Here is a 13,196-nt window from a genome sequence, read left to right on the forward strand (position 1 = left end):
CGAGCCGGCGGCACGGTGTGACCCTGAGACCACTCTCAGGGTCGCGCCGTCAGAGCGTGTCGGCGGCCTTGCGCGCGGCGATCTGGACCGGGTCCCACACCGACGAGAACGGCGGCGCGTAGGCGAGGTCGGTCATGGCCAGCTCGCCGACCGTCAGCTCGGTCCACAGCGCCATGGCGCACACGTCGATGCGCTTCGCCGAGCCGTCGCGGCCGACGATCTGGGCGCCCAGCAGCCGGCCGGTCGGGCGCTCGGCGACCATCTTGACGGTGATCGGCTGTGTGCCGGGGAAGTAGCCGGACCGCGTCGTCGACTCGATGGTGACGGCGACGTGGTCGAGCCCGGCCTCGACGGCGTCGCCCTCGGTCAGGCCGGTGCGGGCGAGCTCGAGGTCGCACACCTTCGTCAGCGCGGTGCCGACGATGCCGGGGAACCGGGCCGAGCCGCCGCCGAGGTTGGTCCCCAGGATCCGGCCCTGCTTGTTGGCGTGCGTCCCCAGCGGCACGTGCACCCAGGCGCGGCGGACCCGGTCCCACGTCTCGACGCAGTCGCCGGCCGCCCAGACGCCGTCGGCCACCCGCTGGGTGTCGTCGGTGCGCAGCCCGCCGGTCTCGCCCAGCGGCAGCCCGGCGGCGCGGGCCAGCTCCGTGGCCGGCCGCACGCCGGTCCCGAGCACGACGATGTCGGCCGCGAACGTGCCGGCGTCGGTCACGACGGCGGTGACGCCGCCGGCGCCGGCCTCGAACGCCGTCACGTCCGCGGAGGTGACGACGTCCATGCCCATGCGCTCCATGGCGGCGTGCACCTGGGTGCCGAGGTCGGGGTCGAGGGTGTTCATCGGCTCCGGGCCGCGGTCGACGACGGTGACCGTCAGGCCGCGGCGGACCAGCGCCTCAGCCATCTCGAGGCCGATGTACCCGGCGCCGACGACGACGGCGCGACGCACCTCGCGGCCGAGGTGGGCGATCACGGCGCCGCCGTCGTCGAGGGTCTGCACGCCGTGGATGCCCGCGGCGTCGGCGCCGGGGACGTCCGGTCGCACGGGCGTCGCGCCGGTGGCGACGATCAGCTGGTCGTAGCCGAGCCGCTCGCGCCGGCCGGCCGCGTGGTCGACGACCTCGACCCAGCCGGCGTCGGTGTCGATGGCGACCGCCTCGGTGAGCAGGCGGACGTCGATGCCGTTGGCGCGGTGTTCCTCGGGCGTGCGCGCGACCAGCGCGCCGGGCGAGGCGACGTCGCCGCCGATCCAGTACGGGATGCCGCACGCCGAGTAGGACGTCCAGTGCCCGCGGTCGACGGCGATGACGTCGAGGTCGCGGCCGGCCGCCTTCGCCGTCCGCAGTGCCTGCGAGGCCGCGCTCATTCCGGCGGCGTCCGCCCCGATCACCAGCACGCGGTCAGCCATCGGCACCTCCGGGGACGACGTGCCGGCGGATCCAGGCGTGCATGGCGATGGCCGCCGCGGCGCCGGCGTTGATGGACCGGGTGGAGCCGAACTGCGCGATCGACAGGACGGCGGTGACGTGTTCGCGCGCGGCCTCGGACAGGCCGGGTCCCTCCTGCCCGAACAGCAGGACGCAGGCGCGCGGCAGGTCGAACGTCTCGAGCGGGACCGCACCGGGCAGGTTGTCGATGCCGATGACGGGCACGCCCTCGGCCCGCGCCCAGGCGGCCAGGGCGGCGAGGTCGGCGTGGTGCCGTACGTGCTGGTAGCGGTCGGTGACCATGGCGCCGCGGCGGTTCCAGCGGCGCCGGCCGACGATGTGCACCTCGGCGGCGAGGAACGCGTTCGCCGTCCGCACGACCGAGCCGATGTTGAAGTCGTGCTGCCAGTTCTCGATCGCCACGTGGAACGGGTGCCGGCGCCGGTCGAGATCGGCGACGATGGCCTCGTTGCTCCAGTAGCGGTACCGGTCGACGACGTTGCGGCGGTCGCCCCGGGCGAGCAGGTCCGGGTCGTAGCGCGGATCGTCGGGCCGAGGACCGGGCCACGGGCCCACGCCCGGCAGCTCCGGCCCGTCGGGCACCGTCTCCTCGCTCACGGTGCCCAACGGTAGCCGGGATCGTGCCGGCGTCAGCCCTGGGCCTTGAGCTTGTCCAGGGCGACGGCGGCCAGCGCGTTCAGGTCGAACGTCGTCGACTCCGGGTTCCCGGCGACGTAGACGCCGCGGTCGCCGTCGATCATGTAGATGACGCGGGTCGGGACGGCCGGCATGTTCGCCGACTCCGTGACGGTCTCGACCGCGATGACCTCGTCGGCGTCGACCTCCGGTGCGTCGACCGTGCTGGTGCGGACGGTCATGTCGAGGGTCTGGCCGGCGGCCTCGCCGCTGATCGTGATCTCGCCGCAGCGGTCGTAGTAGTCCTGGACGCTGGCGACGTCGTCGGCACTCGCGTGGGTGTAGACGGCGTTGACCAGGACGTCCGCGCCGGAGGTCGCGGACATGCCGGCGGACTCGGCGCCGTCCTTCTGCAGCGGGTTGTTGTCGTAGGCCTGGCAGTCGGCCGGCTCGTAGCTGACGCCCTCGAGCAACTGCGCCATGCCCTCGGCGGCGCTGCTCAGCTGGGCGACGTCGAACGCGGACACGGTGGCGCCCTCGGGCAGGTCCTCGGCCGTGAGCAGCGCGGCCTGCAGTTCGCCGGCGGCGGCCTCGCCGCCCTCATCCTCGGCGCCGGCCTCGTCCGTGGCGTCGCCGGCGGGGGTCTCGCCGGCCGCGGCGGTCTCGTCGCCGCCGGTGGTCGCGTCGCCGCCGGGCTCGTCGTCACCGCCGCACGCTGCGAGGAGGAGGGTGGCGGCCACAAGCGCAGAAATTCCGAGCTTTCGCATGATGTGTCTGGATCCTTGACTGAGGGGTGTGCATAGGACATCCCCTGACATGAGCAGTCGTATCCGCTGTCACGCAGGGGAACGGCGGCAAATCTACCGACCTCCGGGCGCGCGCGTGGGCGGTGCCGAAGATTTGCTCCGGACGGCCGATGCACGACGTGGACCGGCCGAACTGGTATCCCTTGGGGCATGGCCGTCGACTTCCACGAGTACGTGGCGACCCGGCGACGGCCCCTGCTCCGCCTGGCCTACCTGCTCACCGGCGACCCCCACCACGCCGAAGACGTCGTCCAGACCGCGCTGCTGCAGGCCTTCCGGCAGTGGCGGCGCGTGAGCAGGGCCGACCAGCCCGACGCCTACGTGCGGCGCATGGTGGTCAACGCCTACATCGACGGCAAGCGCCGGCGCAGCTCCACCGAGTCCCCGACAGCCCCGGAGGACCTCCCCGCCGCCGTCCAGCACGACCACACCGACGCCCACGCCGAGCGGTCGCTCATGTGGACCGCGCTGGCCGGGCTGCCGCGGGTCCAGCGCGCGGTCCTGGTGCTCCGCTACTACGAGGATCTCGACGACGCCCGCATCGCCGAGCTCCTCGGCAGCAGTCCCGTCACCGTCCGGTCGAACGCCTCACGGGCGCTGGCCAGGCTGCGGAAGGAGTGGACCCGTGTCTGACCTCGACCCGGAGCTCGAAGCCTTCCTGCGCACCACGCTGATCGACCACGCCGCCGACGCCCCGGCCGGTGACGACCTCGCCGCCGCCGTGACCCGCGTGGGGCGGGCACAGCGCCGCCGGCACCGGCTGACCGGCGGGGCGGTGGCCCTCGCGCTCGGCGCCGTGGCGGTCCTCGCCGGGTCGCAGCTCGGGCCCTTCGCCGACGACGTCGAAGCGCCACCAGCCGGCGCCCGCCGGGACCTCGGGACCGGGGTCGGGAAGGCACTCCCGCCCGAACCGTCGATGCGTACCTGCGACGGGACCGGCTGGCCGGCCTTCGACGTCGCGCTGCTCACCGAGCGGCCACCGGTGGACCCGTCCAGCGACCTGGGCCAGGACATCGCCGGCAGCGATCTCGACACGAGCCCCGTCCAGGCCGCCCGCTGGGCCCTGGCCGGGCAGGTGGGCAACGTCGCCTATCTGCTCGGATGGACGTCCAGTGGCGCCGTCGTGAAGACGATGTTCAGGAACGACAACCCGGCGGGCACCTGGACACGTGCCGGTGCGGTGGAGTTCTGCGAGCTGCAACTCGCGTTCGCCGACGGCCGGCAGCCGGCCTCCTGGTCACTGGCCGCCGAGCCCGGACCCGAGGCCACCACGATCCGGATCCATCTTCTGCCGCCCTGGTGCGCTGAGGGCTACGTGGACACCGCGCCCGACCTGCTGACCGACGTGCTCGTCGACTACCGCGACGACTCCGTCGTGGTCACGCCGCTGGTGCGGCCGCCGGCAGAGCCGGAGACCCACAGCTGCGAGGCGGGGGAACCCAGTGTGGTCGACGTCGATCTCGCCGGGCCGCTGGGCGACCGACAGCTCCTGGACGGCCGCTGGGACCCGCCCCGGCCGGTCGGCCAAGGGGCCTGACGGATCAGCGTCCGCGACCGGCCGCCGTGGTCGATCGCTGTTGATCGGCTCCCATGCTCCGCGGGACACTCCCTAGAGGCCGAGGTCGGCCTGGGAGTAGGCGGCCCGGTACTCCAGCCCCGCCGCCTCGATGCGCTCCTTCGAGCCGGTCGCCCGGTCGACGATGACGGCGACGGCGACCACGCCGGCGCCGGCCTCGCGCAGCGCCTCGACGGCGGTGAGGACGCTGCCGCCGGTGGTGGAGGTGTCCTCGACGGCGAGGACGCTGCGCCCGGCGACGTCGGGACCCTCGATGCGCCGGCGGAGGCCGTGCTGCTTGGCGTCCTTGCGCACCACGAACGCGTCCAGGGTGCGCCCGGCGGCGTGCGCGGCGTGCAGCATCGAGGTCGCGACCGGGTCGGCGCCCAGCGTGAGCCCGCCGACGGCGTCGAAGGCGAGGTCGGCGGTGAGGTCGTTCATGACGTGCCCGACCAGCGGGGCCGCCGCGCCGTCGAGCGTGATGCGGCGCAGGTCGACGTAGTAGTCGGCCTCCTTGCCGGACGACAGCACGACCTTCCCGTGCACGACGGCCTTCTCGGTGATGTGGCGGCGCAACTCGTCCCAGGCACTCACGAGGCACGAGCGTACGGCAGGCTGTGCACCGTGCAGCCCGGTGCCGTCGTCGTCGTGTCCGGCCCGCTCGGTCCGTGGGCCGCCGGGCGGGCGCTGGCCGAGCCCGGACGCCTGCCCTACCCCGTCGTCGTCGCCGAGCCGGTCGCCGACCGCACGCCGTACGCCGTCGCCTGGCTGGCGGCCGCGGCCCGCGACCTGCTCGCGGCGCCCGCGCTCACCGCGTCGCCGCTGCTCCTCGTCGCGCACGGCACGGCCGGTCCGCTGCTGCCGGCGCTGGCCCGCGCCCAGCGGGCCGCCGGCCGCCGCGTCGGCGGCTACGTGTTCGCCGACGCCACCCTGCCGCGGGCGGGCTCCCCGTCGCACCTCGACCTGCTGCGGGCGGCCGACGGCGAGCAGGCCGACGCCGTCCACACCACCCTGCACGACGGCGCCGGCTGGCCGCCGGGCGCCGCCCACCCGGGTGACCACGACTTCTGGACCGAGCGGCTGCCGCCCGCACCGGACTGGCCCGACGCGCCGTGCGGCTACCTGCACACCGGTGCCGCCGTCGCCGGCATCGGGCCGGCCGACTTCTGGACGCGGTCGGCCGCGGCTCGCGGCTGGCCGGCGCACACGATGGCCGGCGGCGAGGACGTGGCGGACGCGCTGGCGGGGCTGATCGCCGCACTCCCCGGCTGACCACGACCCACGCGATCAGCGCCGGCGTGCCGCGGGGTGCCGCCGGCCGATGGCGCGCACCAGCCGGCGCGGCAGCCGCGGCAGGGCGGCGGCCGCGACCTTGTACACCGTCCCGGGGACCGAGACGGTCCTGCCCAGATCGAGGTCGCGCAGCGCGGCGTCGACCAGGGCGTCGGCCTCGAGCCACAGCCAGGACGGCAGCCCGGACATGTCGATCTGCGCGCGGTCGTGGAACTCGGTACGGACGAAGCCGGGCGCGAGCGCCATGATCCGCACGCCGGTGCCCTCGAGCTGCGGCGCCAGGCCCTCGCTGAACGCCGTCACCCACGCCTTGGCCGCGCTGTAGCTGCTGCGCGGCAGCCAGCCGGCGACAGAGCTCACGTTGACGACGGCGCCGTGGCCGCGCTCGATCATGCCGGGCAGCGCCGCGTGCGTCAGCCGCAGCACGGCCCGGATCAGCACGTCGACCAGGTACTCCTCGGCGGCGACGTCGTTGTCGAGGAAGGACTTCCCGAGCCCGAAGCCGGCATTGTTGACCACCAGGTCGACCGGGCGTTCGGTGGCGCGCAACCGCTTCTCGACCGCCTCGGTGTCGGTGGCGAGATCGGCCGGCAGCACCTCGGCGCCGACGCCGTAGGCGCCGCGCAGCTCGGCCGCGACCGACTCGAGCCGGCCCTCGTCGCGAGACACGAGGACCACGTCGTGGCCGCGCGCCGCGAGCGCGCGGGCGAAGGCCAGCCCGATGCCCGCGGTGGGGCCGGTGACGAGTGCCGTTGCCATGGAGCCATCCATCCTCTACGTGTCGGGCCTTGCACGACACAGTCTGCTCTCTGTCCGCGTTCCGCTCTCGACCGACGCCTCGCGCGGGCCACCGGCCCCTGGTCGTCGCCGGTGTGCAAGGCCCTCCACAGGCGCCGACGATCACCATGTGAGACCGGGTGGTCGATTCGGCCGAACCGGACGATCATGGTGACACTTCGGGCATTGCGGTCGATAAGGTCATGATTCGTGAACGATCTTTCTCACACGGCCGTCGCCGACGCGGCCCGCTACTTCGACACATGGGTGGCGTTCCGCCAGCAGTACGACCGCGTGCCGGGCATCCAGGCGGCCGTGCTGCACGAGGACAAGCTGCTGCTGTCCACCGCGTACGGCTGCGCCGACGTCGAGCAGGGCACGGCGCTCACGCCGCAGCATCTGTTCCGCATCGCGTCGCACTCGAAGACGTTCACCGCCACCGCCGTCCTGCAGCTGGTCGAGCGCGACCAGCTGCGTCTGGACGACCGCGCCGGCCGGTGGCTGCCGTTCCTGCGCGGCACCGCGCTCGCGGGCGTGACGGTGCGCGAGCTGCTCGGCCACGGCGGCGGCGTCGTCCGCGACAGCGGCAACGGCGACTACTGGCAGCTGGCGCACGCGTTCCCCGACGAGGACCGACTGCGCGCCATCCTGCTCGACGACGGCGCCGGCGTGCTCCCCGCGAACGAGCGGTTCAAGTACTCCAACATCGGCTACTCGATGCTCGGCCTCATCGTCGCGGCGGCGGCGGACATGCCGTACGACGCGTTCGTGTGCGAGCACATCGTCGAGAAGCTGTCGCTGGAGAACACCGGCCCCGAGTACGACCCGGACCGCGCCGGCGACTACGCCACCGGCTACACCGCGCTCTCCTACGCCGACCACCGCATCCCCATCGACCACGTCGACACCGCCGCCATGGCCGCCGCCACCGGGTTCTTCAGCACCGCCGAGGACCTCGTCCACTATGTGGCGGCGCACTTCCACGGCGACAGTCGGCTGGTCTCCGACGCGTCCAAGCGGCTCATGCAGCGGGCGGAGTGGAAGGTCGAGGGGCGCGGCGGCGCCGAGTACGGGCTGGGGTTCGGCCGGTCGATGATCGGCGACCGGCTGGTCTTCGGGCATGGCGGCGGCTACCCCGGGCACCTCACCCGCACGTCGTTCGACCCCGTCGGGCGGCTGGCCGTCTCCGTGCTGACCAACGCCATCGACGGGCCGGCGGTGATGCTCGCGGAAGGGCTGATCCGGCTGGTGAACCTCGCCGAGAGCGCCAGCCCGCTGCTGGAGCCGTCGCCGGTCGACCTGTCCCGGTTCACGGGGCGGTTCGCGACGATGTGGCGGGTCTTCGACGTGGTCGACCTCGCCGGGCGGCTCTACCTGCTGGACCCCACCGAGCGCGACCCGACCTCCGAGCCGGTGACGCTCGCCGTCGTCGACGACCACACGCTGCGCATCAGCGGCGGCACCGGCTACGCGCCGGTGGGCGAGCCGATCCGCTACGAGTTCGCCGTCGACGGCGTGGCGTCGGTGCAGGCCTTCGCCATGACGGCGCACCCGATCGACCGGGTGGCCCGCGCGGTGCGCACGCACGACCGCGTCTCACCGGGCACGCCGTTGCTCACGGATGGTGGCGGCGACGCTCCCGCGCGATGATCTCGCAGACGGCCCACAACAGGGGCAGGGCAAGGACGACGAGGGTGGAGGTCATCGCTCACTCACTCGGTTCGGGTCATGCCGTGGCTCCACTGGCCGGCCCACGCCGCCGCGGGGCACGGCCAGGTCTCTCCGCACTCGCGGCACGACGACGACCGATGGGGCATCCAGCGGCGGCCCGGGACGTGGTCGCGCAGCAGCCGCGAGGCGTAGGCGTCCACCTCATCGGGCGACCAGTCGACGAGTCCGTACCCGTGCGCTCGCGCCGTGAAGCGGGCCATCTCTCCTCCGTCGTGCCGGGCCTCTGGAAGGGCCCGCGCGTGCGGTCTCGTCCGCGGCCGTCCACATGTGTCGCGGATCGGGGGCTGGCAGCGCTTCGCCACGGCTTGGATCAGCCGAAACGCTGCGCCGTAGCCCTTGGCGAAGTATCGTGCATGATCTGAGCCACCCGCGGGAACAATTCGGCTGTCACGCCCGCCACCTGTGACGCCGTCCGCGACTTTGTGACATTGCCTGGAGATGCCGTGACAGACCATGATCCGGATTCCGCGGCCGCCTTTTTCGGTGGTGAGCTGGCGCGCGCGCGTCACCGCGCCGGCCTCACCCAGGAACAGTTGGCCGAAAAGCTGAACTACTCGCGCGGGGCCGTGGCTAATGTGGAAACTGCGCAGCGGCCTCCGCAGCGAGAGTTCGCGGAACGATGCGACGAGATCCTGGGTACTGACGGCCTCCTCGTCCGAGCATGGAAGATGGTCAGCCGTGAGTCGGTGCCCGCGAAGTATCGAGGGTTCATCGAGGAGGAAGAACGGGCAAAGTCGATCCACACGTACGAGCAGACATTTCCGCCCGGACTCCTGCAGACACAGGCGTATGCACGCGAGCTCCTGGCGGGCGTCAGGATGGCCTATGACAACCACGTCGACACGCAGGTCGAAGCCCGAATGCGGCGGCAAGAGATCTTGCGTCGCGATGATCCACCGAGGCTACGAGCCGTGATCGACGAGGCCGCACTCCGCCGGATGATCGGCGGTTCGGACGTCATGCGTGATCAACTCCAGCACCTGCTCAAAATGGGCGAGATGCGGCATATCACCATCCAGGTGATGCCCTTCGTCGCGGGAGCACATGCCGCGCTGAACGGACAAATGACGATCTTCGACCGCCTGAACGGGCAACCGGTGCTGTATTACGAAGGCCCCACCGGGGGTCATCTCATGACGGACAGCGGGGTCGTGGGAGATGCCGTGGACCGGATGGACGTGCTCCGGGCCCAGGCGTTGTCACCAGACGAATCGGCGGGCACGATCCGCCACATCATGGAGGAATTATGAGCGAGGTGTCGGAGCTGGCCGGCGCCGTGTGGCGCAAGTCCAGCTACAGCAACGGCGACGGCGGACAGTGTGTCGAGATCACGCCGTTGACGGACGGTGGCATGGCCGTGCGCGACAGCAAGAATCCCAACGGTGGCATTCTGAAGTTCACCGCTGGTGAGTGGTCGGCATTCGTGATGGGCGCGAAGGCCGGCGAGTTCGACTGAGACCGGACGAACCTCTGACCGCCCCCGCAGCCATCGGCAGCGGGGGCGGTCTGCTTCCCCTCTCCCCTGTGGGACTCGCCGCCGTCTGTGATCTCGCGCTCGGCCGTGAGCCGGCGGGACGGGCATGACCGCCCTGGCCGGACCCACGCGCGGGCCGTCGGGACGGCTGCGGATCACCGAGCTCACGCCGCTGACCCCGGCCATGCTGCGGCTGACGGCCGCGGTCGAGCAACCGCACCTGCCCCTCGATCCGGACTGCCCGAACCAGGTGCTGCGGCTGTCCCCGCCCGGCCCCGACACGGCCGCCGCGTCCGCCGTCGCCACGAGCGGGGCCCGGCCGGCCAGCCGCACCTACACGATCCGGCGGGCCGACCCGGCGTCCGGGCTGATCGACATCGACGTCGCCCTGCACGGCGACGGGCTGTTCGTTCGCTGGGTCCGCGGCGCGGCGCCCGGCGACCTGCTCGACTTCACCGGGCCGCGGCCGCACGCCGTCCCGTCGTTCGACGCCGACGCCGTGGTCATGGCGGCCGACGAGACCGGGCTGCCCGCCTTGGCCGCCGTCGTCGAGGCCGCCCCCGCGGGACTGGCCGTTCACGCCGTCGTCGAGGTGCCCGACGCCGCCGAGGAGCAACAGCTCACGAGTCCCGCGGACCTGCGGGTCACCTGGCTGCACCGCGACGGCGCCCCGGCCGGGACGACCGGCGCCCTCGAGCGGGCGGTCCGGTCGCTCCCCTGGCCCGAAGGCGCCGTCGACGTCTGGATCGCCGGCGAGGCGGGCGAGGTGCGCGCGATCCGCCGGGTCGCCGTCGCCGAGCGCGACGTCGAGCGCCGGCGGATCCACGCGTTCGGCTACTGGCGCCTCGGCCGCGCCGGCTCCCCCGCCTGACGGCGTCAGGCGGAGCGGACGCTCAGCTTGTCGGCGCCCTCGTCGAGGTCGACGACGACGGTGTCGCCGTCGCGCACCTCGCCGGCCAGGATCGCCTTCGCCAGCTGGTCGCCGATGGCCGTCTGCACCAGGCGGCGCAGCGGCCGGGCGCCGTAGACCGGGTCGTACCCCGTGAGCGCCAGCCACTCCTTCGCGCTGTCGGTGACCTGCAGCGCCAGCCGGCGGTCGGCGAGCCGCTGCGCGAGCCTGACGACCTGCAGGTCGACGATGCGGGCCAGCTCGTCGGTGCCGAGCGGCTCGAACATGACGATGTCGTCGATGCGGTTGAGGAACTCGGGCTTGAACGACGCCCGCACGACCTCCATGACGGCGTCGCGCTTGGACTTCTCGTCCAGCGACGGGTCGGCCAGGAACACCGAGCCGAGGTTCGACGTCAGGATGAGGATGACGTTGCGGAAGTCGACCGTGCGGCCCTGCCCGTCGGTCATGCGGCCGTCGTCGAGCACCTGCAGCAGGATGTCGAACACCTCGGGGTGCGCCTTCTCGACCTCGTCGAGCAGCACGACGGAGTACGGCCGGCGGCGGACCGCCTCGGTGAGCTGGCCGCCCTCTTCGTAGCCGATGTAGCCGGGCGGGGCGCCGACCAGCCGGGCGACGCTGTGCTTCTCGCCGTACTCGCTCATGTCGATGCGGACCATGGCCCGCTCGTCGTCGAAGAGGAACTCCGCGAGCGCCTTGGCCAGCTCGGTCTTGCCGACACCCGTCGGGCCGAGGAACACGAACGAGCCCGTGGGCCGGTCGGGGTCGGAGATGCCGGCGCGGGAGCGGCGGACGGCGTCGGACACCGCCGCCACCGCGGCGCGCTGGCCGACGACCCGGCTGCCCAGCTCGTCCTCCATGCGCAGCAGCTTCTCGGTCTCGCCCTCGAGCAGCCGGCCGGCGGGGATGCCGGTCCAGGCGGCCACGACGTCGGCGACGTCGTCGGGCCCGACCTCCTCCTTGACCATGGTGGTCGCCGCCTGGGTCTCGGCGGCCTCGCTGGCGGCGGCGAGCTCCTTCTCGAGCTCCGGGATGCGGCCGTAGAGCAGCTCGCTGGCGCCGGCGAGGTCGCCCTCGCGCTGCGACCGCTCGGCCTGGCCGCGGAGCTCGTCGATCTGCTCCTTCAGCGCGCCGACGCGGTTGAGCCCGGCCTTCTCCTGCTCCCAGCGGGCCTCGAGGGCGCGCAGCTCCTCCTCGCGGTCGGCGAGCTCGGCGCGCAGCGAGGCCAGCCGCTCGCGGGAGGCGGCGTCGGACTCCTTGTCCAGCGCCAGCTCCTCCATCTTGAGGCGGTCGACCTGACGGCGCAGCGTGTCGATCTCGACCGGCGAGGAGTCGATCTCCATGCGCAGCCGGGAGGCGGCCTCGTCGACCAGGTCGATGGCCTTGTCGGGCAGCTGCCGGCCGGAGATGTAGCGGTGCGACAGGGTGGCGGCCGCGACCAGCGCGGCGTCGGCGATCTGCACCTTGTGGTGCGCCTCGTAGCGCTCGCGGAGGCCACGCAGGATCGCGACGGTGTCCTCGACGCTGGGCTCGCCGACGTAGACCTGCTGGAACCGGCGCTCGAGCGCGGCGTCCTTCTCGATGCGCTCGCGGTACTCGTCGAGCGTGGTGGCGCCGACCATGCGCAGCTCGCCGCGGGCCAGCATCGGCTTGAGCATGTTGCCGGCGTCCATCGCGGAGTCGCCGGTGGCGCCGGCGCCCACGACGGTGTGCAGCTCGTCGATGAACGTGACGACCTCGCCGTCGCTGGCCTTGATCTCGTCGAGAACGGCCTTGAGCCGCTCCTCGAACTCGCCTCGGTACTTCGCCCCGGCCAGCATGGCGCCGATGTCGAGCGCGACCAGCCGCTTGCCGCGCAGCGACTCCGGCACGTCGCCGGCCACGATGCGCTGGGCCAGCCCCTCGACGACGGCGGTCTTGCCGACGCCGGGCTCGCCGATGAGCACGGGGTTGTTCTTCGTGCGCCGCGACAGCACCTGCACGACGCGGCGGATCTCGGAGTCGCGGCCGATGACGGGGTCGATCTTGCCCTCGCGGGCCCGCTCGGTGAGGTCGACGCCGTACTTGTTCAGCGCGTCATAGGTGCCCTCGGGGTCGGGGCTGGTGACGCGGGCGGAGCCGCGCACCTCGGTGAACGCCGCGCGCACCTTCTCGGCGGTGACGCCGTGCCCGGCCAGCAGGTCGCGCACCGGCGACGCCACGTGGGCCAGCCCCACGACGAGGTGCTCGGTGGAGACGTACTGGTCGTCGAGCTCGCGGGCGACCTCGCCGGCGTGCGACAGCACGGAGTAGGTGGTGCGGGCGAGGTTGGGCGACGCGACGGTGGACCCGGCCGCCTTGGGCAGCGCCTCGAACGCGGCATCGACGTCGCGGCGGACGGCTGCGAGGTCGGCCCCGGAGGCCTCGAGCAGCGAGCCGGTCAGGCCACCGGACTGGATGAGGAGCGCCCGCAGGACGTGTACCGGCTCGACGGCCGGGTTGCCTGCCGTGGCCGCGCTGCGGACGGCGACGGACAGCGCCTCCTGCGCCTTGGTGGTGAGCTGGTCGTTCATCGATCTCCTCGGGTGCGTGGTCTCGTGATAGAGGCAAC

General features: G+C 73.0%; 14 protein-coding genes. 7 read left to right on the forward strand and 7 right to left on the reverse strand.

The features are described 5' to 3' along the window. Nucleotides 1–49 precede the first annotated feature (49 nt). From E1212_RS04390 to E1212_RS04400, 3 genes are read right to left on the reverse strand one after another with little or no spacing between them, the layout of a single operon-like run. Nucleotides 50–1,405: an FAD-dependent oxidoreductase gene (locus E1212_RS04390; RefSeq protein ID WP_131979688.1), complete on the reverse strand. Its 1,356-nt coding sequence runs from the start codon at nucleotides 1,403–1,405 to the stop codon at nucleotides 50–52. Further along, a complete protein-coding gene (locus tag E1212_RS04395) occupies nucleotides 1,398–2,042 on the reverse strand; it encodes a TrmH family RNA methyltransferase (RefSeq protein ID WP_203416383.1) in 645 nt (214 codons plus the stop codon). Before E1212_RS04395 ends, E1212_RS04390 begins: the two co-directional genes overlap by 8 nt. Before the next feature lie 32 nt (nucleotides 2,043–2,074). Further along, on the reverse strand, nucleotides 2,075–2,827 hold the full coding sequence (locus tag E1212_RS04400) for a DUF5642 family protein (protein ID WP_131979693.1): 753 nt from the start codon (nucleotides 2,825–2,827) through the stop codon (nucleotides 2,075–2,077). Nucleotides 2,828–3,016: 189 nt separating this feature from the next. On the opposite strand from E1212_RS04400, the gene E1212_RS04405 reads away from it, so the two are divergent. Together E1212_RS04405 and E1212_RS04410 are read left to right on the forward strand one after the other, a co-directional pair. Continuing rightward, on the forward strand, nucleotides 3,017–3,499 hold the full coding sequence (locus E1212_RS04405) for a SigE family RNA polymerase sigma factor (RefSeq protein ID WP_131979697.1): 483 nt from the start codon (nucleotides 3,017–3,019) through the stop codon (nucleotides 3,497–3,499). Beyond that, nucleotides 3,492–4,403 carry a hypothetical protein gene (locus E1212_RS04410; protein WP_131979700.1) on the forward strand — a complete coding sequence of 304 codons (912 nt, stop codon included), beginning with the start codon at nucleotides 3,492–3,494 and terminating at the stop codon, nucleotides 4,401–4,403. The genes E1212_RS04405 and E1212_RS04410 overlap by 8 nt, the downstream gene beginning before the upstream one ends. A 72-nt stretch (nucleotides 4,404–4,475) precedes the next feature. Here E1212_RS04410 and pyrE read toward each other — a convergent pair whose 3' ends face one another. Next, a complete protein-coding gene (gene pyrE, locus E1212_RS04415) occupies nucleotides 4,476–5,015 on the reverse strand; it encodes an orotate phosphoribosyltransferase (protein ID WP_131979703.1) in 540 nt (179 codons plus the stop codon). A 30-nt stretch (nucleotides 5,016–5,045) separates the two neighbouring features. Between pyrE and E1212_RS04420 the strand changes: the two genes are divergently transcribed. Then, on the forward strand, nucleotides 5,046–5,693 hold the full coding sequence (locus E1212_RS04420; protein WP_131979705.1) for a hypothetical protein: 648 nt from the start codon (nucleotides 5,046–5,048) through the stop codon (nucleotides 5,691–5,693). A gap of 15 nt (nucleotides 5,694–5,708) precedes the next feature. Here the strand turns inward: E1212_RS04420 and E1212_RS04425 are convergent, their stop codons facing one another. Continuing rightward, complete coding sequence (locus E1212_RS04425; protein ID WP_131979708.1) at nucleotides 5,709–6,473, reverse strand: SDR family NAD(P)-dependent oxidoreductase; 765 nt, start codon at nucleotides 6,471–6,473, stop codon at nucleotides 5,709–5,711. A 228-nt stretch (nucleotides 6,474–6,701) separates the two neighbouring features. Here E1212_RS04425 and E1212_RS04430 point away from each other — a divergent pair, with 228 nt between their 5' ends. Next, nucleotides 6,702–8,141 carry a serine hydrolase domain-containing protein gene (locus E1212_RS04430; RefSeq protein ID WP_131979711.1) on the forward strand — a complete coding sequence of 480 codons (1,440 nt, stop codon included), beginning with the start codon at nucleotides 6,702–6,704 and terminating at the stop codon, nucleotides 8,139–8,141. A gap of 62 nt (nucleotides 8,142–8,203) precedes the next feature. On the opposite strand, the gene E1212_RS04435 is transcribed toward E1212_RS04430, so the two are convergent. Then, on the reverse strand, nucleotides 8,204–8,422 hold the full coding sequence (locus E1212_RS04435) for a hypothetical protein (RefSeq protein WP_131979715.1): 219 nt from the start codon (nucleotides 8,420–8,422) through the stop codon (nucleotides 8,204–8,206). A gap of 243 nt (nucleotides 8,423–8,665) precedes the next feature. Here E1212_RS04435 and E1212_RS04440 point away from each other — a divergent pair, with 243 nt between their 5' ends. The 3 genes from E1212_RS04440 (at nucleotide 8,666) to E1212_RS04450 (ending at nucleotide 10,567) form a co-directional block, all read left to right on the forward strand. Then, complete coding sequence (locus E1212_RS04440; RefSeq protein WP_162605311.1) at nucleotides 8,666–9,472, forward strand: helix-turn-helix domain-containing protein; 807 nt, start codon at nucleotides 8,666–8,668, stop codon at nucleotides 9,470–9,472. Next, complete coding sequence (locus tag E1212_RS04445) at nucleotides 9,469–9,678, forward strand: DUF397 domain-containing protein (RefSeq protein ID WP_131979721.1); 210 nt, start codon at nucleotides 9,469–9,471, stop codon at nucleotides 9,676–9,678. Before E1212_RS04440 ends, E1212_RS04445 begins: the two co-directional genes overlap by 4 nt. A gap of 124 nt (nucleotides 9,679–9,802) precedes the next feature. Then, nucleotides 9,803–10,567, forward strand: coding sequence for a siderophore-interacting protein (locus E1212_RS04450; protein ID WP_131979724.1), 765 nt, complete (start codon nucleotides 9,803–9,805; stop codon nucleotides 10,565–10,567). Nucleotides 10,568–10,572: 5 nt separating this feature from the next. Here the strand turns inward: E1212_RS04450 and clpB are convergent, their stop codons facing one another. Beyond that, nucleotides 10,573–13,158, reverse strand: coding sequence for an ATP-dependent chaperone ClpB (gene clpB / locus E1212_RS04455; RefSeq protein WP_131979727.1), 2,586 nt, complete (start codon nucleotides 13,156–13,158; stop codon nucleotides 10,573–10,575). Nucleotides 13,159–13,196 lie beyond the last annotated feature (38 nt).

The organism is Jiangella ureilytica (assembly GCF_004348545.1).
Classification (GTDB): Bacteria; Actinomycetota; Actinomycetes; order Jiangellales; family Jiangellaceae; genus Jiangella; species Jiangella ureilytica.

Excerpts from the sequence above, each read along its gene's own strand:
- E1212_RS04390 (WP_131979688.1), bottom strand. The coding sequence starts at position 1,405 with ATGGCTGACCGCGTGCTGGTGATCGGGGCGGACGCCGCCGGAATGAGC.
- E1212_RS04400 (WP_131979693.1), bottom strand. The coding sequence starts at position 2,827 with ATGCGAAAGCTCGGAATTTCTGCGCTTGTGGCCGCCACCCTCCTCCTC.
- E1212_RS04405 (WP_131979697.1), top strand. The coding sequence starts at position 3,017 with ATGGCCGTCGACTTCCACGAGTACGTGGCGACCCGGCGACGGCCCCTG.
- E1212_RS04425 (WP_131979708.1), bottom strand. The coding sequence starts at position 6,473 with ATGGCAACGGCACTCGTCACCGGCCCCACCGCGGGCATCGGGCTGGCC.
- E1212_RS04435 (WP_131979715.1), bottom strand. The coding sequence starts at position 8,422 with ATGGCCCGCTTCACGGCGCGAGCGCACGGGTACGGACTCGTCGACTGG.
- E1212_RS04445 (WP_131979721.1), top strand. The coding sequence starts at position 9,469 with ATGAGCGAGGTGTCGGAGCTGGCCGGCGCCGTGTGGCGCAAGTCCAGC.
- E1212_RS04450 (WP_131979724.1), top strand. The coding sequence starts at position 9,803 with ATGACCGCCCTGGCCGGACCCACGCGCGGGCCGTCGGGACGGCTGCGG.
- clpB (WP_131979727.1), bottom strand. The coding sequence starts at position 13,158 with ATGAACGACCAGCTCACCACCAAGGCGCAGGAGGCGCTGTCCGTCGCC.